This is a genomic window from Oceanobacillus damuensis (assembly GCF_001618145.1).
GTDB classification, from domain to species: domain Bacteria; phylum Bacillota; class Bacilli; order Bacillales; family Amphibacillaceae; genus Oceanobacillus; species Oceanobacillus damuensis.
Genome location: NZ_LQNF01000003.1, coordinates 205029 through 226030 on the forward strand (window position 1 = coordinate 205029; position 21002 = coordinate 226030).

Sequence of the window (21002 nt, forward strand, 5' to 3'; positions counted from 1 at the left end):
AAAAGCGTCTAATAAAAAATGTTATAATATAAAGAGGATAATGAGTAAATCCTCTTAATCTTTATGATGGTGGGATACGAATGTTACAAATAACTGCTTATGGGGATGCAGGCCTGCGGGTTGATTTTGGAAACACTATTTCCGAAGAGATAAATGAAAAAATCCGGAGCTTTTGCATGTACCTTGAAAAAGAACAGATACCAGGTGTCATCGAATGGATTCCAACATATACGGCGGTTTCCATAGTCTATGACCCGTATCTTATTTTATTTGATGAATTAAAAAAGCGAATAAAATTGATGGAGGATCAGCTTTCCAATCTAGATCTGCCTGCAGCAGAGGTCGTGCATATTCCTGTGCTTTACGGGGGAGAAAAAGGTCCAGATCTTTTACGGGTTGCACAAAGAAATGGGCTTTCAGAAGAGGAAGTCATCTCAGTTCACACCGGAACAGACTACTTAATCTACATGATGGGCTTCATTCCAGGTTTTCCTTATCTTGGAGGTATGTCAAAAAAAATTGCCGCACCGAGGTTATCCAATCCGAGGGAGGCAATTCCAGCCGGGTCAGTGGGAATCGCGGGCGAACAGACCGGAATATATCCGCTCGATTCACCGGGTGGCTGGCAAATCATTGGACAAACCCCAGTGACCATCTATGATCCGAATCGGGAGCAGCCAATTTTGCTTCGTGCGGGAAATTATATACGTTTCGTTCCAATTACTTCGGAGGAATTTGACAGGATTGAGGCGGAAGTCAAAGCGGGAAGCTACATTACTCATGTCGAAAAATATAAAAAATAACGATGGGAGAGAGATACGATGGCAAATCACGTCGACCTGAACAGCGATTTGGGAGAAAGTTTTGGCGCATATACAATTGGGCAGGATGATTTAGTGATGAACTACATATCTTCTGCCAATATTGCCTGCGGTTATCATGCCGGCGATCATAATGTCATGCAACTGACAGTAAAAAATGCAACGGAAAAAAACGTTGGACTTGGGGCACATCCGGGATTGCAGGATTTGATCGGGTTTGGTCGCCGTCCGATGAAAATTGCTCCGGAAGAAGTCTATAATCTCGTTGTATACCAGGTAGGAGCAATCGAATCGTTCGCAAAAATCAATGGCAACAGACTGAATCATGTTAAACCACATGGTGCTTTGTATAATATGGCTGCAAAGGATAAGGAAATATCCCAGGCAATTGCCGAAGCAGTTTATGCTATAAATCCAAACCTTATTTTATTTGGCCTTGCAGGCAGTGAACTTGTTAAGCATGGAAGAGAAACGGGTCTTACTGTTGCCGAAGAAGTATTTGCAGACCGCACGTATCAGCCTGATGGCACATTAACCCCACGCACTGCGGAAAACGCGATGATTGAAGATGCCGATGAAGCTGTCAGTCGGGTCATCCGCATGGTAAAGGATGGAAAAGTGGAAGCAGTCGATGGCTCTGATGTCGCAATTCAAGCGGATACGATCTGCATCCATGGGGACGAACAAAAGTCATTGGAATTTGCAAAAAGACTTTATAATGAATTAACAGCACAAGGTATTTCTATAGAAAAAGTAGGGAAGTAAATGGGGAAACTATTTGAAGTAATCAAGTCAGGGCTGGCAACCTCTGTACAGGATCTTGGCAGAACGGGCTACCAGCAGTATGGCGTAGTCGTCTCGGGTGCCATGGACAGTTTTGCGTTGCAGGTAGCAAACTTACTCGTTGGAAATCACCGAAATGAAGCAGGTCTAGAGGTAGTAATTATGGGTCCAGAGCTGCGTGTGCTCGAAGAAACGGTACTTGCAATTTGTGGGGCCGATTTATCTCCTAAACTGGATGGTAAGCCGGTTGCAAATTGGAAGTCCTTTAAAGCAAAAAGAGGGCAACATCTGACATTCGGCCAGCCTCAAAGCGGAAGCTATACTTATATCGCTGTGGCTGGAGGCATAAAAACTTCTTCAGTTATGGGAAGTAAATCCACGTATGTCAAAGCAGGGATAGGTGGATTCGAAGGGCGTTATCTTCAAAATGACGATCGTTTGGATGCAGGTGAAGCGAATGAACCGCTTGGAAAACTATCTGGAAGAGGGTTATCCGACAGTCTTGTCCCGGATTATCGTTCACAAAAAAAAATCCGAGTGATTCCAGGGCCTGACCAGCAAGCATTTTCGGAAGAAGAGTTTGAAAAATTTTGCACGTCAACATTTACAATGACTGCTCAATCTGATCGTATGGGTTACCGTCTGGAAGGACCCGAAATATCCCATCTTAATGGGGCAGATATTATCTCAGATGCCATTTTACCTGGGGCGATCCAAGTGCCAGCAAACGGACAGCCAATTATTTTGCTTGCAGACAGGCAAACGACAGGAGGCTATACGAGAATCGCCACGGTAATTACCGTCGATCTTCCATATGTCGTTCAGAAAATGTCCGGCAGTGAACTGCAATTTGAAGCCATGAGCGTGGAAGAGGCACAACAGCTGTATGTCGAACGTGAAATTTTATTGCGAAATCTGAGTCTGCATGCGGGAGTTATTTGATTGTAGATTTAAGTGAGGAAGCCATAGTTCACAGTGACTTCGCCGTAGTATTACTCCATTTTGCCGAAGTTTCCTGCAACTATGCCATAGTTCACAATATAAATAACAATGTTCACAATTTCAAAAGCCATAATAGTAATAATACATTCATCTCAACAAGGAGGCCTTCGCATGTATCAGAGCCCGAAAGAAATTCGCAGCGCAATCAGAACTGGTGAGTGGACGAAGCCAACAACCGGTTTGGCTCCAAGGTTTACACAGGCAAACCTTGTCATTATGCCGAAGAAATATGCTTATGATTTTTTACTGTTCTGCGTACGCAATCCCAAATCCTGTCCGCTTATTGAGGTTACGGATGCAGGTTCAGCAGAGCCAGGAAAAACTGCACCTGAAGCAGACTTGAGAACGGATCTTCCTAAATATCGTATTTATCATGATGGTGTTCTGACGGAAGAGACAACAGAAATTGCTACCTATTGGCAGGAAGATTTCGTTTCTTTCCTGATCGGCTGCAGTTTTACTTTTGAAAAGCCACTTCTCGAAAACGGGATTCCAATCCGCTATATTGAACAGGAACGTAATGTATCGATGTACAGTACAAATATTGCTTGTGATGCAGCTGGAATATTCAGCGGGCCGATGGTAGTAAGTATGCGGCCAATGAAACCTTCAGAGGCAATCCGCGCAACACAGATAACATCACGCTTTCCTTCCGTCCACGGGGCACCTGTTCATATTGGTGATCCTGCAGCAATTGGAATCGATGATATAGACAAGCCGGATTTCGGAGATGCTGTTACGATTCATGAAGGAGAAGTTCCCGTTTTTTGGGCTTGTGGTGTAACACCACAGGCAGCTGTAATGGCCAGCAAACCGGAGCTGGTCATTACCCATGCACCAGGTCATATGTTTATTACAGATGTGAAGGACGATACGCATGCTGTAATATAATTGGAAAAGGTAAGCTATTGTTTGGCTGAAAACGAGTCTGGAGTGGATCTCTGGCTCGTTTTTTATTTTGTCTGGAAAAAGAATGCAGAACTCTATTAGGATAATTTAGTTATAACCAACCTACATAAATAACGAGACAGTATTTAATGCCTATTTTAACTTCATTACAACATCTAATTGGCATTATTCGTCAAAATATTTCCCGGGTAATAAATCAGGAGTTTTCCCTTTCATATTAGAGAGTGAAGGAGGCTGCTGATTTTTTTCACGAAGGTCTCAATCTCAATTGAACTGTTAACTTCCTCAGGGTAATTGTGCTTAATCTTTAAATCACCCTTATTAGAGTTGCTGAGACACTCCTATAACATATCCATAAGCACTTTTAAGAAATGAAAATCAGAAAGGAAAATGACTTTCCTGAAATTAAAAATATTTCTTAAAACTCTATTTACAAATAATTTTAAATTAGGTAGTATATGTTTTAAACATTGCGACAAATTTATTGAAATTACGTCAATTAATTTTATGTTGATTTCAGTAACATGTAGCATGCAGTAATTAGTACTGGGATCGTACATTATCTGTTTTTTGAATAATGTGATTTTGTGTTAAAAAGAGTAACTGGTGTCTTTAGAAAAAAATACAGAAAGTAACGGGGAGGCAATTATTGTGAAAAAGAAACTGATTATGGTTATGATTTTTTCGGCCATGGTGTTAATGGCAGCCTGCAATAGTGGTGACGCAGATGGGCAAGAAGTTTATACATTACAGGCAGGACATTCTTTACCGGATGATCATCCATATCATCTTGGGTTGTTGGAAATGAAAGAAAATGTGGAAGAGAGAACAGATGGCAGGGTAGTAATCGAAGTTTTTCCATGCAGTGAACTAGGTGCTGAACGGGAGTTGACGGAAGGCATGACATTGGGTACTGTCGACCTTGTTGTCTCATCAACCGCACCTGTGACCAACTTTGTTCCCGAACTTGCAGTATTGGATGCACCATTTCTATTTAATGATCGTGAATCCGCTGTTGAAGTTTTAAATGGGGAGATTGGTAATGAACTGTTCGATGCTTTAGATGAAAAGGGGATTATCGGTTTGTCTTGGGCTGAAAATGGATACCGACACATTACAAACAGTACACATCCAATTGAAAAACCAGAAGATCTAAAGGGAGTAAAAATCAGAACACAGGAAAATGAAATCCACTTGGCTGCTTTTGAAAAGTTGGGAGCACAACCGACTCCAATGGCATGGACGGAAGCTTTAACAGCTTTGCAGCAGGGAGTAGTTGATGCCCAGGAGAATCCGGCAATCGTTGCAGATCAATATAGTCTCTATGAATCCAATCAAGAATACATGACATTAACCGGACATGTCTATTCTGTCGCGATTTACATGATGAGTAAGCAGACATATGAGGAACTCCCTGAAGATTTACGTGACATCGTTGTAGAGGAAGGTGAACGAATCGGGGCTGTCGAACGAGATATGATCGTAGAGATGGAAAAAGATTCAATTGAAACATTGAAAGAACAAGGTATGGAAATTATTGAGGATATCGATGTTGCACCATTCCAGGAAGCTGTAAGTGAAGTATATGAATTGGTAGAGCATCAGGAACTATTGAATAAAATTTTGGATGCACAAAAATAGAATACATGCTTTGATAAGCGGAGGAACAGGAGAATCTAATTTTCTCCTGTTTTCTCTCATGAAATAGGGAGAGGATTTAGTGCAGCGAATTGTAAATTACATAAATTACGGTATGAAACATTTTCTCAATATCATAATGGCTGTTCTCGTGTTTTCCACTTTTATGCAAGTCGTGTTCAGATTTGTTATGAATAATCCACTTGCCTGGACCGAGGAACTTGCGAGATATAGTTTAATCGTTTTGACATTTTTGGGTGCTGCCTATGCAATGTCTTTAAAACAACATATAGGTATAGAAATTTTAGTAGATAAATTTCCACCGGCTGGAAAGAAATTTTTGCAAACAATTGCACTTCTTGTCTGTCTGTTGTTCTATCTGCTTATGATTGTTCATGGATTCAGTTTGGCGAATAGCGCTATGAACCAATTATCTCCGGTGCTCCGCATACCGATGGGGATGCTCTATTTAGTCATTACGATCAGTGGCCTGCTTTTGGCGGTAAATCATCTGTCCAATTTCGTGGAAGCTTTGAAAGGGGGCGGTGAGCATGACGATTCTGTTGTTTAGTCTGATGATTTTATTGTTTTTCATAAATGTACCGATCGCAATTGCACTTGCCATCTCTGCTTCGTTTATTTTCCTGATTCAGGGAGATGTTTCATTGATTGTAATCATGCAACGAATGTTTAACTCAGTAGACTCGTTTCCACTTCTTGCCATTCCATTCTTTATACTTGCCGGTAAATTAATGGAAAGTGGGGGTATCTCCAGAAGGCTGATTCACTTTGCCAATGTAATATTTGGTCGGGTAAATGGTGGACTGGCGATTGTTTCGATTGCAGCGTGTGCATTTTTTGCAGCCATATCTGGCTCGGCAGCAGCGACTACAGCTGCCGTCGGCTCCATTCTGATCCCGGCAATGGTGAAAAAAGGATATGATAAAAGTTTTTCTACAGCGATCCAGGCTGCTGGCGGAACAATCGGGGTGATGATTCCTCCAAGTGTACCGCTTGTGTTGTACGGGGTTACTGCAGGTGTATCGATCAGTGAGCTGTTTATTGCTGGTGTAATTCCAGGGGTACTGGTTACGTTGTCTCTCATGATTTTAGTTTATGTCATATCTTTGAAACAGGGGTATGGTGGGGGAGAGACATTTACATTCAAGGAATTGACCAAAGCTTTCTTTGACGCCATTCTTGCGATGCTGATGCCTGTTATTATATTAGGCGGTATTTACGGAGGTATATTTACTCCTACTGAAGCAGCAGTCGTGGCTGTGGTTTACGGGCTTATCGTTGGAATTGTTATCTATCGGGAAATCAAGTTAAAGGATCTGCCGGAGATATTTTCTAAATCTGTTGTAATGAGTGCGGTTATTATGTTCATTATTGCGGGGGCTTCCGTATTCGGATATTACCTGACAAGGGAAAGAGTACCTAGGGAAATGGCAGAATTCATGCTTGGTATTACGGATAATGTAATCATTGCTCTCTTGATCATTAACCTGTTATTGCTCATCATCGGTACGTTTATCGAGACTTCTGCCGCAATCATTATTATGACACCAATCCTTGCTCCGATTGCAACGGCACTTGGTATTGATTTGATCCATTTTGGGATTATCATGATTGTCAATCTAGCTATCGGATTTATTACGCCGCCGGTCGGAGTGAATCTGTTCGTAGCCTCCAATATATCGGGCACAAAAATCGAACATGTCATACGGGCAATCATACCGTTTATTATCGTAATGATCATTAGTTTATTAGTTATTTCATTTCTACCGGCATTAAGTTTGCTGATGCTGAATAGATAGGAGAGGTGTTTAATATTGAGTACTTATAAAATTGCTGTCCTGCCTGGAGATGGTATTGGACCTGAAGTTACAAAGGAAGCAGTGAAGGTTTTACATGCTCTGGCAAAGATTGACGCCAGTTTTGAATTCGAAGTTGAAGAGCTCAATTGGAATAGTCAGTATTATTTGGATCATGGACGAATGATGCCTGAGAATGGGTTGGAAGTTTTAAAGGAATATGACAGCATTCTGTTTGGAGCAATCGGAGACGAACGTGTGCCTGATCAGATATCGATTTGGGACTTGATTATGCCAATCCGCAAGAACTTCCAGCAATATGTCAACTTCAGACCCGTCAAGCTATTGAAGGGCTTGGCAAGTCCATTGAGGAAAGAAGACCCAATAGATTTCGTAATCATTCGTGAAAATGGTGAAGGTGAATATTCCAATATTGGAGGGACAATGTTTCATGGAGAATCTCGTGAAATGGCCGTCCAAAACACCATTATGACGCGGCAGGGTGTAACCCAGATAACGGAATTTGCCTACCGCTATGCCCGTGAGCATGATTTAACTAAAGTGACCAATGCGACAAAATCCAATGCCATCATCCATGCGATGAAATTCTGGGATCAGATTGTGGAAGAAGTTGCGGAAGCCAATTCCGATATTGCTTATGAACGCTATTATATTGATGCGCTTGCCGCATATTTTGTCCAGCGGCCGGAAAGCTTTCAGGTCGTATTGGCCTCAAACTTATTTGGCGATATTTTATCTGACTTGGGTTCGGCAATTGTCGGCGGACTTGGCGTTGCTCCCTCGGGAAATATCAATCCGTCTCGTGAGTTCCCCTCCATGTTTGAAGCTGTTCATGGCTCGGCACCCGATATTGCAGGAAAAGGAATCGCGAATCCAATTGCACAAATATGGTCGGCTGCACTAATGCTGGAACATTTGGGAAGAAGAGATTTGCACGATAAAATTTTACAAGCAATTGAAGAATTATTGGTAGAGAAAAAACATTTGACTCCAGATATTGGAGGTTCAGCAACAACAGAAGAAGTAGGTAGTGCCATTGCAGAAAAACTGCTTGGATAGAACAAAACAGTTCACGAATAACTCACATGAAGCAAAACTACAGTAAATGGAGTGATAATGATGACTGTCAAAGGAAAAACAATTGTAGTAACAGGTGCAGGCGGCGGAATGGGAAAAGCTACCGTGGAATTACTTTTGAAGAATGGTGCGAATGTGGTCGGCTGTGATCTCAATACAGATTCACTGGAACCATTTGCTGGGCAGAAAAATTTCATGGCTTATAAAGGTAACTTTCTGGACGAAGATACTGTTAAGAGAGCCTTTAAAACAGTGTCTGAGAAATTTGGCAGTATAGATGGCCTGGCGAATATCGCAGGAATTGCGCAAAGCAATACGCCAATTGAGAAAGTGAGTTTGCAGGAATTCCATAAAATAATGGATATCAATTTGACAATGACTTTCCTGACCTGCCGGGAAGCGGCACTCTATATGAAAGGAAACAAAACCGGTAAGATTGTTAATGTGGGTTCTGTCTCAGCGACAAGACCGAGACCTGGACTGCAAGCTTATGTTGCATCAAAGGGAGCAGTCGAGTCATTTACGAAGGCGATGGCATTAGAACTGGCACCATTTCATATAAATGTAAATATCTTGCATCCCGGGCCAGCGGACACAACGATGCTTGGCAAATTCACTGCAGCAGAAGCAGAGATAGAAGACACGAAAAAGGAAATCTTCGAAAAAAGTGTACCACTCGGAAGACTGATTCAGCCAGACGACATAGCAAACTCCATTAAATTTCTATTATCTGAGGAAGCCAACATGATTACAGGCACCATCCTGCACGTAGACGGCGGCAGAAATATATAGGTGCCTGTCACTCCCCGGATTTTGTCGGTATTTGTCGAACAGAAAAATAAAAGAGGAGGGTTTATGTGGAAAGATTAAAGATGTTTATCAATGGAGAATGGGTTGAAAGTTCGAATGGTGAGGCAATCGATGTAAAAAATCCATCTTCCGGTGAAGTGATTGCGAGTATCCCTTGTGGCACGAAGGAAGATGTAAGTTCAGCTGTAGAGGCGGCGAAGAAGGCATTTCACGATGAAGAATGGCGAAAGGTTAACCCCCATGAAAGAGGGGATCTATTATTTGCCATCGCAGACAAACTGAAAGCGAACCGTGATGAACTAGCCAAATTAGAGACAATTGATGTGGGAAAACCACTGGCCCAGGGATATGCAGATGTCGATGCAGCCATCCGCTATTTCCGATTTTATGGAGGAGCGGCAGATAAAGTTATGGGTGATACGATTCCGATTGAGGATGGGCTGATTGATTATGTCGTGAGGGAACCGGTAGGCGTTACCGCACATATTATCCCTTGGAATTACCCGATACAAATCATCTCACGCAGTGTTGCGGCAGCGATAGCAATGGGAAATACCGTTGTTGTAAAAAGTGCAGAAGATACGCCAATGACAGCAAACAAACTGACCGAATACTTTGCTGAACTGGGGCTTCCAAATGGCGTCTTCAATCATATTACAGGATATGGTTTCGAAGCTGGTGCAGCCTTATCAGGACACCCGTCTGTCAACCACGTCACGTTTACCGGATCTGTTCAGACAGGCGTTGCAGTAGCACAGGCAGCAACTGCAAATGTCGTCCCGGTAACATTGGAGCTCGGCGGGAAGTCACCGAACATTGTTTTTGCCGATTGTGATGTTGAAAAAACGGTTGATGGCGTTGTCCGCGCAATTATCCAAAATGCAGGACAGACATGTTCGGCAGGTTCCAGGTTACTCATTGAGGAATCGTTTAAAGATGAATTCTTGGGTAAAGTGGTCAATCGGTTTAAAAGTCTCGAAGTCAATGCCGGCATAGAAGATAAGGATATCGGTCCGATCCTGAATGAGAAACAATTCAATCGTGTGATGGAATTTGTGGAACTTGCTAAAGCAGAAGGGCAAATTGTAACAGGTGGAAATCGTGTACACGTTGATGGTTATGAAGGGGGTTATTATCTGGAACCTACCATTATTGATGGAGTCAGCCCCGAAAGCAAGCTTGCCCAGGAGGAAATCTTTGGACCGGTCTTGACTGTATTTACATTTAAAGATACGAAGGAAGCGCTTGAATTAGCGAACAGTACCGAGTATGGGCTGGTTACCGGAATTTGGACAAAAGATATTAATCGTGCCCATTATCTTGCAAGCAGAATTGATGCAGGACAGGTATTTGTAAATAATTACGGTGCCGGCGGCGGTGTCCAGATGCCGTTCGGTGGATATAGGAAGAGTGGATTTGGCCGGGAAAAGGGCTGGATTGCGCTTTATAATTATACGGTTGTTAAGAATGTCGCAATCAAGTACGGCGATTAGCTGCAAGATTCAAAATAAAACTGTTTATCTCAAAAACTGGAGATAAGCAGTTTTTATTGTTATTGGAAATCAGCAATCATGTGTGTCGCTATAGACGAACTGATGAATTTATGAAAAAATAGGAATAAAAAGTAATTTAGGAGCATTTGCTATGAAGAAAGTTATCCAGTGGGGTTTAACCCTTTCGATTACCTTATTTACGATTTTGCATTTTTATACTTATTTTAATGAACACGATATATTACTTACTTCACTGTCCATCAGCGGTATGGGCATATTTGTTTTCACTGTCATTATCTATACACCGCCAAAAATAAAAATGCCGCTTGGTCTGTTTATGGTAGGCGTCGTGATTTTAGTATTTTCGGACACCTCGCTTACACAAGGTGTGTTGAATGGTTTTCTTCAGATGCGTAATATGATCGGGTTGCTTGTTATTGTACCGATGATCAGCTGGGTGCTGCGGGAAGAGCCTTATTTGGAAGCTATAATGGGGTTTGGTCATCGCCTTCTCAATACAAGCAGAAAGTTTTACTTCGGCATTATTTCATTTACGCAAATCATCGCTTACTTCATGTTATTTGGTTCAATTCCAATGATGTATCAATTTGTGAATATGATTTTGAAAGATGAAAAGGGAGAAGCCTGGGAGAACTTTAAAGGGACAGCCATCCTTCGTGGTTTTGCACTTTCCGTCATGTGGGTTGTGAGTATCCCAAGCTTTGCATATGTTGTGGAAACAATGGATGCCTCGCTTGGAGTTTCCATTTTACAGGGGATGCTTGTAGCTGTTGCCGGTGTTATTGTCTCACTTATCTTTTCCAAATTTGAGGAAAGAAAATATGGCGTGAACCTTACTGCTGGGCTAACGTCAGAAATAGAAGATCTTCTCAGCCATACTTCCAATAAGAAGGCAATGAACCGGAATGTTATCGAATTTAGTATTCTATTTGTTTCACTTTTCGGTTCCATTTTTATTCTAAGCTCCTTCGTGGATATCGAGCTGCTTGTGTTAATTCCACTAATCGTAATGATATGGATTGTTTCGTACTATGTATTCAAAGGCAAAATGAATAGACTGATAGATACTGCAAAAACATACGTCCGAAAAGACATGGCACATCAATCCTATCAGCTCTGTGTCATGCTTGGCGCTGGAATACTTATTTTTGGACTGAGTCAAACTGGTTTTGCAAGCTTCTTCGTGAATGGTATCTATTCCCTTCAGGAGGTGCTGCCTTTCCTGAATGTCTTATACTTCCTTCCCTTTATGATTATTATACTTGGGTTTGTGGGGCTCGGGCCACTCACGGTAATGGTTCTGGTTGCAGGGATTCTGGAAAGTATCTATCTTCCTTATCCACCTGAACTTATCGTTCTTACTGTAACGTTGGGAAGTTCGATATCAATTTTATTGTCGCCGGTACTGATGCCCATTATCGTGCTGAGTGGTGCAAATGGATTGAGTGGATTTAAGAATGGGGTGAAGTTTAATTGGAAGTTTGCGCTCGTCCTCTATGTGATGGTGATGGGGTATGTGCAGGTTAGGGTTTATATGGGGTGGTAGGTGTTTAGTGACCTGAATAATAGTAATACAAAATTAACTTTTCTAAAATTAATAAAGATGGAAAGCGCTAATACATTTAAGCTGCTTTCTATCTTTTATTTACAATCCTTTCACATCCAACGTCCGAATAAAACTAACAAATGCATGAACAATATTCATCTTCAATGATTCTTCATGATAATACATCCATGTTTTACGTGTAATTGGCTTACCTAAATGATTATATAATGGTTTAGTGATAAGTTCGGGGTGTGGGCGGACAACTAAGTCTGCCAAAATAGCATAGCCTAACCCATTGATAACCATCTCTTTACATGTTTCCACTTGATTGACTTGAATATTTATATTGGGACTTTGCTTGTAATTATTGTACCACCAATGATCTACGAGACTTTTCATCCGTTCATCCGTAAAATAATCGATACGTGGTAAGGTTGGAAGTGATTCCCATTCAAATTCCCATGGAGATGCGATGCAGATATTCTCTTCATAGAGTAATTCTTTTCGTTCCTTCCAGGGATAGTCCCCTTTGATAAAGCTAATATGTACATCATTATTCAAAATTAACCGATGCATTTCGCTGCTCCATCCAGAAACAACTTGGAATTCCACGTTTGGATATTCTTGTTTAAATAAACGTAGCAATTTAGGCATTTTATTTAGAGCAAAAAAATTAGAGACTCCTACTCGAAGTGTTCCTGCGACTTGTTTTCCCATGTTGTTTAACTTTTCTTCAATTTTTCTTTGCTCATTTAGCATATGTATAGCATGTTCAGCAAGCTTTTCTCCCTCGGGGGTAAACGTGACCCCTCTTCGCTTTCTCATAATAATTTGTATCTTGTAATAGTCTTCTAATTTCTTTATGCGAGAAGTCAATGTTGGCTGTGATAAAAATAAACGGTGTGCTGCCTGTGTGATGTTCTCTGTAGAATGCAATGTTGCAAGCATTTCCCAATCTTGATAATTCATTCCCACCACCCCTTAGTTTTGGAAAATAATGGATTAAGCAAATAGGTATTGATATACTCTATGGCTGATTATAAATATTATATATTTTCCTAATCTTCAAATCAATATTATAATAGAATCAGTTGATATGATAACGTTTTCAAAAATGCTTTTAGTTGAAGATTTTGCATCATAAGATACCTCATAAAGATTAAATAAGGAGGATTTTGATGAAGACAGTAGACAAGTATTTTCCAGGTTTAGAAGGGGTTATCGCATCAGAAACAGCAATTTCTTTTCTTGATGTGGAGCAAGAGAAAATCATTATTAAAGGGTATGAACTGATTGAACTATCGAAGGACAAGGAATACGTCGACATTGTCAATCTATTATTGGAAGGGACCTTGCCTTCAGCAACTGACAAAGTGGGTTTGGAAGAAAAGTTAAGTTCAAATTATGATGTGCCCTCAAGGCTATTTGATGTCCTTCAACTATTACCAAAACAGACTCACCCGATGGATGGATTGAGAACTGGAATATCCGTACTTTCTGGTTACGATGAGAATATAGACAATCGTTCACTAAATAAGGAAAGAGCATACCAACTTTTAGGGAAACTCCCAACCATTACTGTAAATAGCTACCGAATTATTAATGAACAAAAACCTGTATATCCGCAGAAGGACCTTTCCTATAGCGCTAACTTCTTATATATGATCACAGGTGAGAAACCAACCGAACTAGAGGCAAATATCTTTGATCGCTCTCTTCTTTTATACAGCGAACATGAAATGCCTAATTCAACCTTCACTGCAAGAGTTATTGCATCGACCCAATCTGATATTTACGGTGCTCTGACCGGTGCAGTTGCCTCTTTGAAAGGAAGTTTGCATGGTGGAGCGAACGAAGCGGTTATGTATATGTTGAATGAAGCTAGTTCAGTTACAGAATTTGAAGATTTACTGAGAGAAAAATTACTGAATAAAGAGAAAATTATGGGATTCGGTCATCGTGTATACATGAAAAAGATGGATCCAAGAGCACTTATCATGAAAGAATCCTTAAAGCAATTATGTGATAAAAAGGGCGATTATCTGCTGTTGGAAATGTGTGAGGCTGGTGAAAAGATAATGGAGCAGGAAAAAGGACTATATCCAAATCTAGATTATTACGCAGCACCTGTTTATTGGATGCTAGGTATACCAATTCCATTATATACGCCAATTTTCTTCAGTGCGAGAACAGTTGGACTATGTGCCCATGTTATGGAACAGCATGAAAACAATCGGTTATTTCGCCCTCGAGTAAATTATACTGGTGAACGCTATGTGTAAGGAAGGTATTCTGTAATTTTTAATGAATACAAAAACGAAACATAAAGAGAAAGGGAGATAAGCATGTTGAAAGTGGATGAACGGCAGAAAACAGATGCCCTCATAGAAGAAATTACTGACTATGTATTAAATAAAGAAATAACAAGTGAGGAAGCTTTCAAAACTGCGCAGTATGTATTAATCGATACCCTTGGGTGTGGAATTCTGGCGCTCAGTTACCCTGAATGTACAAAATTACTAGGACCAGTTGTACCTGGTACGGTTGTTCCTAATGGAAGCCGTGTTCCAGGAACTTCTTATGTGCTTGATCCAGTACAGGGGGCATTCAATATTGGGGCGATGATTCGTTGGCTTGATTATAACGATACATGGCTTGCTGCAGAGTGGGGGCATCCATCCGATAACTTAGGAGGAATATTGGCAGTAGCTGATTATGTCAGCCAGCAACGTATTTCCAAAGGTCAAGAGCCACTTAAAATTTATGATGTGCTGGAAATGATGATTAAAGCACATGAGATTCAAGGGGTTTTAGCATTAGAGAACAGTTTAAACCGTGTAGGGTTAGACCATGTGCTATATGTAAAAATTGCAACAACAGCAGTCGTAACAAAGATGTTGGGTGGTGAAAAAGAGGAAATTAACAATGCATTATCGAATGCCTGGATAGACAATTCCAGCTTACGAACGTACCGACACGCACCTAATACAGGGTCCCGCAAATCTTGGGCTGCTGGGGATGCTACAAGTAGAGCGGTTCGTTTAGCGATGATGGCTGTAAAAGGAGAAATGGGTTATCCTACCGCACTGACTGCACAGGGCTGGGGATTCCAGGACGTGTTATTTAACAAACAAAGCTTAAAGCTTAGCCAACCGTTAGATAGTTATGTGATGGAGAATGTATTATTTAAAGTTTCCTACCCAGCAGAATTCCATGCGCAAACTGCTGCAGAGGCAGCAGTACAATTGCATCCAGATGTGGTAGATCGGATAGATGAAATTGAAAAAATAACCATTACCACCCATGAATCAGCTATCAGAATCATTGATAAGAAAGGACCTTTAAACAATCCAGCTGATCGTGACCATTGTCTTCAATATATTACAGCAGTGGGACTTTTAAAAGGCGATATTACAGCTGAAGACTATGAAGATACAGTGGCTGCAGATCCTAGAATTGATTTATTGAGAGATAAAATGGTTGTTGTGGAAAACAAACAGTATACGAAAGATTATCTAGATCCGAGCAAGCGCTCAATCGCAAATGCAGTTCAGGTTCAATTTAAGGATGGATTTGCAACGGAAAATGTTGAATGCGAATATCCATTGGGGCATCGGTTCCGCAGAGAGGAAGCAGGACCGAAAATTTTAGAAAAATTTACGGCCAACCTCGCTACACACTATACAGAAAAGCAGCGAAAGAAAACCGAAGAAATAAGCAATGATTATCAAAAGCTCATCAAAATGAATGTAAATGAATTTGTTGAGTTATTTATTTAAGGAGGCTCATCTAGTATGGCATGGATTGTAAATCAACAGTCAACGCAAATAGAATTAGCAAATCAATTTAAGGAACTTATACAGTTAGAAACTATTTTACAAATCCCCGGTGCACATGATGCGATGGCCGCACTGGTTGCAAAAGATGCTGGATTCTCAGCCCTTTATTTATCTGGCGCAGCATACACCGCTAGTCGCGGATTACCAGATCTTGGCATTGTAACCTCAACAGAAGTTACCGAACGAGCTCGGGATCTCGTTCGGGCTACTAATTTACCGGTACTTGTTGATATTGACACGGGATTCGGCGGGGTACTTAATGCTGCACGAACTGCACTTGAAATGGTGGAAGCCAATGTAGCAGCAGTACAGATAGAAGATCAACAATTACCTAAAAAATGCGGACATCTGAATGGGAAACAGCTTGTTACAACAGAAGAGATGGCACAAAAAATTAAAGCTATAAAAGAGGTAGCTCCATCCTTAATTGTTGTAGCAAGAACTGATGCTAGGGCAGTTGAAGGGATAGAAGCAGCTTTAGAGAGAGTGCAAGCATATATTGATGCTGGTGCCGACGCTATTTTCCCAGAAGCATTACAGAATGAAGAAGAGTTTCGCTGGTTTGCAGATAAGGTAGAAGTACCGCTGCTTGCAAACATGACTGAGTTTGGTAAGACACCGTTTATATCGGCAGGGGCATTTCAAGATATGGGATTTAGTATGGTGATTTATCCCGTGACTTCGCTTAGAGTAGCTGCGAAAGCTTATGAACGTATTTTTAATTTGATTAAAGAGCAGGGATCTCAAGAAGAGGGCGTTTCTGATATGCAGACGCGAAAAGAGCTTTATGAGACGATTAGTTATGATGCGTTTGAGGAGTTGGATGAGAGTATTGCGAAGACGGTGTTGGTGGGAGATGAATAGGAAATAAAAATAATGCAATTTTATCTTTACTAAATTCTAGTTTTAAAGCAATATACCTTTTCTCAAAAATTAGTATTTAATTCTTTTTTACTTACTTTTGAATAGAGAGGATTAACAAAAATTAAAACTATTATGAGTATAATTTCGTAAAACAGTTTAGTTTGAAATGACAGCGTTTTCTGATTTGCCTTATAATCCAAAGGAGGGATTTTATGGATGTAAAAAAAGTGGGGTTTATAGGTTTAGGTAACATGGGATTTCCAATGGCATCAAATTTGTTGAAAGCTGGATATACCGTTTATGGGGTGGACGTTAATAAGGAGAATGAAAAACGTTTTGTTGAAATCGGTGGCAGAGTTGGTTTTACTCCAGCAACTCTTTCAAGTGAAGTAGATATTATGCTTACTAGCTTGCCTACTCCACAGATTGTAGAAAGTGTTTATTTGAATCCAGATGGACTTATACCGAATGGCGAGGCACCGTTAACATTAATTGATTTAAGTACAGTATCTCCTGAAGTAAATAAAAAGATTGCCCAAACTGCCGAAGAGAATGGTATTCAATATTTGGCTGCTCCAGTAAGTGGAAGTGTGACAGGAGCTGAGGCAGCAACATTAAGTGTGATGGTTGGTGGAGCTCAGGATACCTTTGAATTCGCGATACCTTATTTAAATACAATTGGGAAAAATATTTTCCATGTTGGGGAAGACCATGGACTAGGGACTATTGTTAAATTGATCAATAACTTAATGGCTGGTATTCATACCCAAGCAGTAGCTGAAGCTTTATCGCTTGCAGATGCCGCGGGATTAAGTCATGAAAAAGTTTACGAAATTGTAAATGTAAGCTCTGGCCAGAGTGGAGTATTTACACGAAACTATAAAAGCTTTATTGAAAAAAATGAGTATATTAAGGGATCATTTACAACAGCTCTTTTACTGAAAGATTTGAAGTTAGCAAATCATGTATCGGAATCTCTGAATAGAGAGTTACCTTTAGGGAAAATGTTAGTTGATTATTTCGAATCAAATATTGAAGGTTATGCTGAGAAGGATATGTCATCAGCATATCTCATGCTCACAAATAAAACAGTAGAAGCTGCTAAATAGTTATTTACAAAAGGTCTACTTTTGGGCAATTAATTAACAGATTATACATTAAATATAAGCTATTCCAAAAATAGGGAGTGTAATTAATGGAAACAGTGACGTTAGAAGCCGTATCACATTATATTAATGGTGAAAAGGTTAGAGGGAAGAATGATAAGTTTGGTTATGTATATAGTCCGTCAACAGGTCAAAAAATAGCCACCGTCCCTTATGCATCGGTTGAAGAAGTGGACGAGACCGTAAAACTTGCGAAAGAAGCGGGAAAAAAATGGGCTAATACTTCAGTTGGAAAAAGAGTAGAGGTTCTTTTTAAATTTCGTCAGTTATTAGTAGATAATACAGACAAATTAGCCAGATTGATTGGTAAAGAAAATGGGAAAACTGTGTCAGATGCCGCAGGTGAAGTAAGTAGAGGAATTGAATCCGTTGATTTGGCTATAGGAGCACCACAAATCCTAAAAGGAGAACATTCTGTTAACGTAGGTGGGGAAATTAATGCATACTCTATGAAGCAACCTTTAGGTGTTGTCACTTGTATCTCACCTTTTAATTTTCCTGTTATGGTTCCACTTGCTATGAGTACAATGGCAGTTGCTGTTGGAAATGCAATGATCTTAAAACCATCTGAAAAGGTTCCATATTCTGCTCTTTTAATATCTGACCTGTGGGAAGAGGCTGGATTACCTAATGGAGTTTGGAATGTTTTAAATGGTGATAAAGATACTGTAAATTCTATTATTACACACAAGGATGTACAGGCAATCAGCTTTGTAGGCTCCACAAAAGTGGCTGAAATCATTTATGAAACAGGAACCAAGCATCATAAGAGAGTAAATGCCTTTGGTGGTGGAAAGAATCACATGGTTATCATGCCAGATGCAGATTTAGATAAAGCGGTTGATTCCTTTTTAGGTGCTGCTTATGGATCCGCTTCTCAGCGATGTATGGCAATTTCAGTAGCGATGACTGTAGGTCAAAAAACAAAAGAATTATTTACGGAAAAACTAAAAGTAAAAGTGGAAAACTTAAAACCTGGGTCCTATGATGACGTAAGCGCAGATTTTGGTGCAGTAATTAGTGCAGAAGCGAAGCAAACTATTCTAGAAGCAATTGACGAAGCAATTAATGAAGGAGCTAACATTGTTGTTGACGGTAGAAATCCCGATGTTGAAAATAAAGAAGGTTTCTATCTTGGTGCAACGTTGTTAGATAATGTTACTCCTGATATGAATGTATACAAAGAGGAGGTATTTGGTCCCGCACGTGTAATCGTTTCAGTAGACTCAATTGAAGAGGCGATACAATTAATTAATGATCATCAATATGGTAATGGAGTGACTGTATTTACTAACAGTGGACGTGATGCTCGGAAATTTACACAAGAAATTGAAGTGGGAATGGTTGGTGTAAATGTTCCTATCCCAATCCCAGTAGGATACCACAATTTCGGAGGGTGGAAGGATTCTAGATTTGGTGAGGGTCAAATGTTTGGACCGGACACTGCAAGATTCTTCACAAAAACCAAAACAGTATCTGAGAGATGGTTTGACGAAACAGACTCTGACGAAACAAACTTTGCCTTTCCTAGTAGCTAAAATAAGGGGCCATTCAGTTGGCCCTTGTTTTATAAATATTGATTGTGAGTATAAAAATTTATTTTATATTTTAATAATGTAAGGGGTTACATAAAGGTAAATATAATTGTTGATTTAAGGGGGGATTTAATGTTAGGAATATTATTAGGACTAATTTTGTTAATAGTCCTAGCTTATCGTGGTTGGTCAATTATATGGATAGCTCCGATTTGTGCTGGGGTCGTGGCAATTTTCGGAGGACTCGACTTACTTGATGCATATACAAACACATATATGCAAGGATTTGTAGATTTCACGAAAAGTTGGTTCCCTGTATTTATGTTAGGTGCAATATTTGGTAAATTAATGGAATACAGTGGAATGGCTCAATCCGTCGCTCAAGGTATTATTAAACTATTTGGTGAAAAGCAGGCAATAATAGGTGTGATTATGGCCTCTGCGACATTGGCATATGGCGGTATTAGTGTATTTGTGGTTGTATTTGCAGTTTACCCACTTGCAGTAAGTATGTTTAGACAAGCCGATATTCCCAGAAGACTTATGCCGGGAACAATTGTAGCGGGCATGATGACCTTTTCAATGACAGCGCTTCCTGGAACGCCGCAAATCCAAAATTTAATTCCAACCGTGTATTTTAATACTACGGCAACCGCAGCGCCAATTATGGGGCTTGCTGCTTCGTTAGTTATGGGTGGAGGAGCTTTTTATTATCTTAAAAGAAGAGAAAAAAAATTAAAAGCAGCTGGTGAAGGTTTCAAAGAGTTAAAAAAGGATGCCGAATCGAAAGGCAAATTAATTGAAAATCCTCCACATATTATTATATCTCTACTACCTCTTGTTTCAGTAATCTTTACACTTAACGTACTTAAATGGGATATAGTTGTTTGTTTAATAGTAGCTGTTTTACTAATCATTTTATTATCTATCAATAAACTGAAAGGTTTTATTCCAGCTTTAAACCAAGGGGCTTCAGATTCGGTAATGGCAATGATTAATACATCTGCTGCAGTTGGATTTGGAACAGTTGTACGTGTTGTTCCAGGATTTCAAAAATTAAGTGATTATATTCTAGGAATTGATGCAAATCCTTTAATCTCTATGGCAATTGCATCAAATGTATTGTCAGGTGCAACCGGTTCTGCATCTGGAGGTTTAGGTATTACAATGGAAGCATTAGGTGAAAAATACAATGAAATAGCTCTATCTTCAGGGATAGCTCCAGAAGCTTTTCACCGTATTGCATCCATTTCATCTGGTGGCCTAGATGCATTGCCACACAATGGTGCAGTTATTACAATCCTTATTGTAACAGGTTTAACACATAAAGAATCATACAGAGATATTGCGGTAGTTGCAATTGTGTTCCCGATATTATCGTTAATTCCAGCTATTTTACTTGCTAGTGTAGGGGTTTACTAACTTTTAGGAACCTGGAAACAGATCGAACTAATGGGGGAAGTTACAATATGTTGAAGTGGCGAAAAACAGCTAGTACTATGCTCATAGGAGATTAATGCGAAGACTTGAAGCCAAAACCTGGAGCAGGCGACAATAAACCCATGCTAGCTGATAGAATCGGATATCCTTCAAAGAAGGGAGTGTCTAGTTCCAGACTTGTATGTATAAGTGCAGGATGCTTTTGTTTCCTGATGTTGGT

18 protein-coding genes are annotated in these 21002 nt (G+C 40.1%); 17 read left to right on the forward strand and 1 reads right to left on the reverse strand.

Features of this window, described 5'->3' with window-relative positions; all coding sequences use genetic code 11:
• Positions 1-80 precede the first annotated feature (80 nt).
• The 11 genes from pxpB (at position 81) to A4245_RS04585 (ending at position 11938) form a co-directional block, all read left to right on the forward strand.
• A complete protein-coding gene (gene pxpB, locus A4245_RS04535; RefSeq protein ID WP_067726096.1) occupies positions 81-803 on the forward strand; it encodes a 5-oxoprolinase subunit PxpB in 723 nt (240 codons plus the stop codon).
• 18 nt (positions 804-821) lie between these two features.
• Positions 822-1586: a LamB/YcsF family protein gene (locus A4245_RS04540; RefSeq protein ID WP_067726098.1), complete on the forward strand. Its 765-nt coding sequence runs from the start codon at positions 822-824 to the stop codon at positions 1584-1586.
• Complete coding sequence (locus A4245_RS04545; RefSeq protein ID WP_067726100.1) at positions 1587-2546, forward strand: 5-oxoprolinase subunit C family protein; 960 nt, start codon at positions 1587-1589, stop codon at positions 2544-2546.
• 171 nt (positions 2547-2717) lie between these two features.
• On the forward strand, positions 2718-3497 hold the full coding sequence (locus A4245_RS04550; protein WP_067726102.1) for a putative hydro-lyase: 780 nt from the start codon (positions 2718-2720) through the stop codon (positions 3495-3497).
• Between the two features lie 669 nt (positions 3498-4166).
• A complete protein-coding gene (locus A4245_RS04555) occupies positions 4167-5156 on the forward strand; it encodes a TRAP transporter substrate-binding protein (RefSeq protein WP_067726294.1) in 990 nt (329 codons plus the stop codon).
• 79 nt (positions 5157-5235) lie between these two features.
• On the forward strand, positions 5236-5724 hold the full coding sequence (locus A4245_RS04560) for a TRAP transporter small permease (RefSeq protein WP_067726104.1): 489 nt from the start codon (positions 5236-5238) through the stop codon (positions 5722-5724).
• Entirely contained in the window at positions 5705-6973 is a 1269-nt protein-coding gene (locus A4245_RS04565; RefSeq protein ID WP_067726106.1) for a TRAP transporter large permease, read from the forward strand. Before A4245_RS04560 ends, A4245_RS04565 begins: the two co-directional genes overlap by 20 nt.
• A gap of 15 nt (positions 6974-6988) precedes the next feature.
• On the forward strand, positions 6989-8050 hold the full coding sequence (locus A4245_RS04570; protein ID WP_067726108.1) for a tartrate dehydrogenase: 1062 nt from the start codon (positions 6989-6991) through the stop codon (positions 8048-8050).
• Positions 8051-8110: 60 nt separating this feature from the next.
• Positions 8111-8860, forward strand: coding sequence for an SDR family NAD(P)-dependent oxidoreductase (locus A4245_RS04575; RefSeq protein ID WP_067726110.1), 750 nt, complete (start codon positions 8111-8113; stop codon positions 8858-8860).
• 65 nt (positions 8861-8925) lie between these two features.
• On the forward strand, positions 8926-10371 hold the full coding sequence (locus A4245_RS04580) for an aldehyde dehydrogenase family protein (RefSeq protein WP_067726112.1): 1446 nt from the start codon (positions 8926-8928) through the stop codon (positions 10369-10371).
• Between the two features lie 151 nt (positions 10372-10522).
• Positions 10523-11938, forward strand: coding sequence for a hypothetical protein (locus A4245_RS04585; protein WP_067726114.1), 1416 nt, complete (start codon positions 10523-10525; stop codon positions 11936-11938).
• Between the two features lie 99 nt (positions 11939-12037).
• Here the strand turns inward: A4245_RS04585 and A4245_RS04590 are convergent, their stop codons facing one another.
• The gene (locus A4245_RS04590; protein ID WP_067726116.1) at positions 12038-12907 is read right to left on the reverse strand and encodes a LysR family transcriptional regulator; all 870 of its coding nucleotides are present in this window, start codon (positions 12905-12907) and stop codon (positions 12038-12040) included.
• A gap of 206 nt (positions 12908-13113) precedes the next feature.
• Between A4245_RS04590 and mmgD the strand changes: the two genes are divergently transcribed.
• The 6 genes from mmgD to A4245_RS04620 all read left to right on the forward strand — a co-directional run bounded on the left by mmgD (position 13114) and on the right by A4245_RS04620 (position 20764).
• Positions 13114-14220 (forward strand): citrate synthase, encoded by a 1107-nt coding sequence (mmgD, locus tag A4245_RS04595; RefSeq protein ID WP_407668352.1) that lies wholly within the window; start codon positions 13114-13116, stop codon positions 14218-14220.
• Positions 14221-14283: 63 nt separating this feature from the next.
• Positions 14284-15717 carry a bifunctional 2-methylcitrate dehydratase/aconitate hydratase gene (locus A4245_RS04600; RefSeq protein ID WP_067726120.1) on the forward strand — a complete coding sequence of 478 codons (1434 nt, stop codon included), beginning with the start codon at positions 14284-14286 and terminating at the stop codon, positions 15715-15717.
• 15 nt (positions 15718-15732) lie between these two features.
• Positions 15733-16641: a methylisocitrate lyase gene (gene prpB / locus A4245_RS04605; RefSeq protein ID WP_067726122.1), complete on the forward strand. Its 909-nt coding sequence runs from the start codon at positions 15733-15735 to the stop codon at positions 16639-16641.
• Between the two features lie 212 nt (positions 16642-16853).
• Entirely contained in the window at positions 16854-17750 is an 897-nt protein-coding gene (locus A4245_RS04610) for an NAD(P)-dependent oxidoreductase (protein ID WP_067726125.1), read from the forward strand.
• Positions 17751-17836: 86 nt separating this feature from the next.
• Complete coding sequence (locus A4245_RS04615) at positions 17837-19345, forward strand: CoA-acylating methylmalonate-semialdehyde dehydrogenase (RefSeq protein WP_067726126.1); 1509 nt, start codon at positions 17837-17839, stop codon at positions 19343-19345.
• 129 nt (positions 19346-19474) lie between these two features.
• Positions 19475-20764, forward strand: a complete 1290-nt coding sequence (locus A4245_RS04620; RefSeq protein ID WP_067726127.1) for a GntP family permease — start codon at positions 19475-19477, stop codon at positions 20762-20764.
• Positions 20765-21002 lie beyond the last annotated feature (238 nt).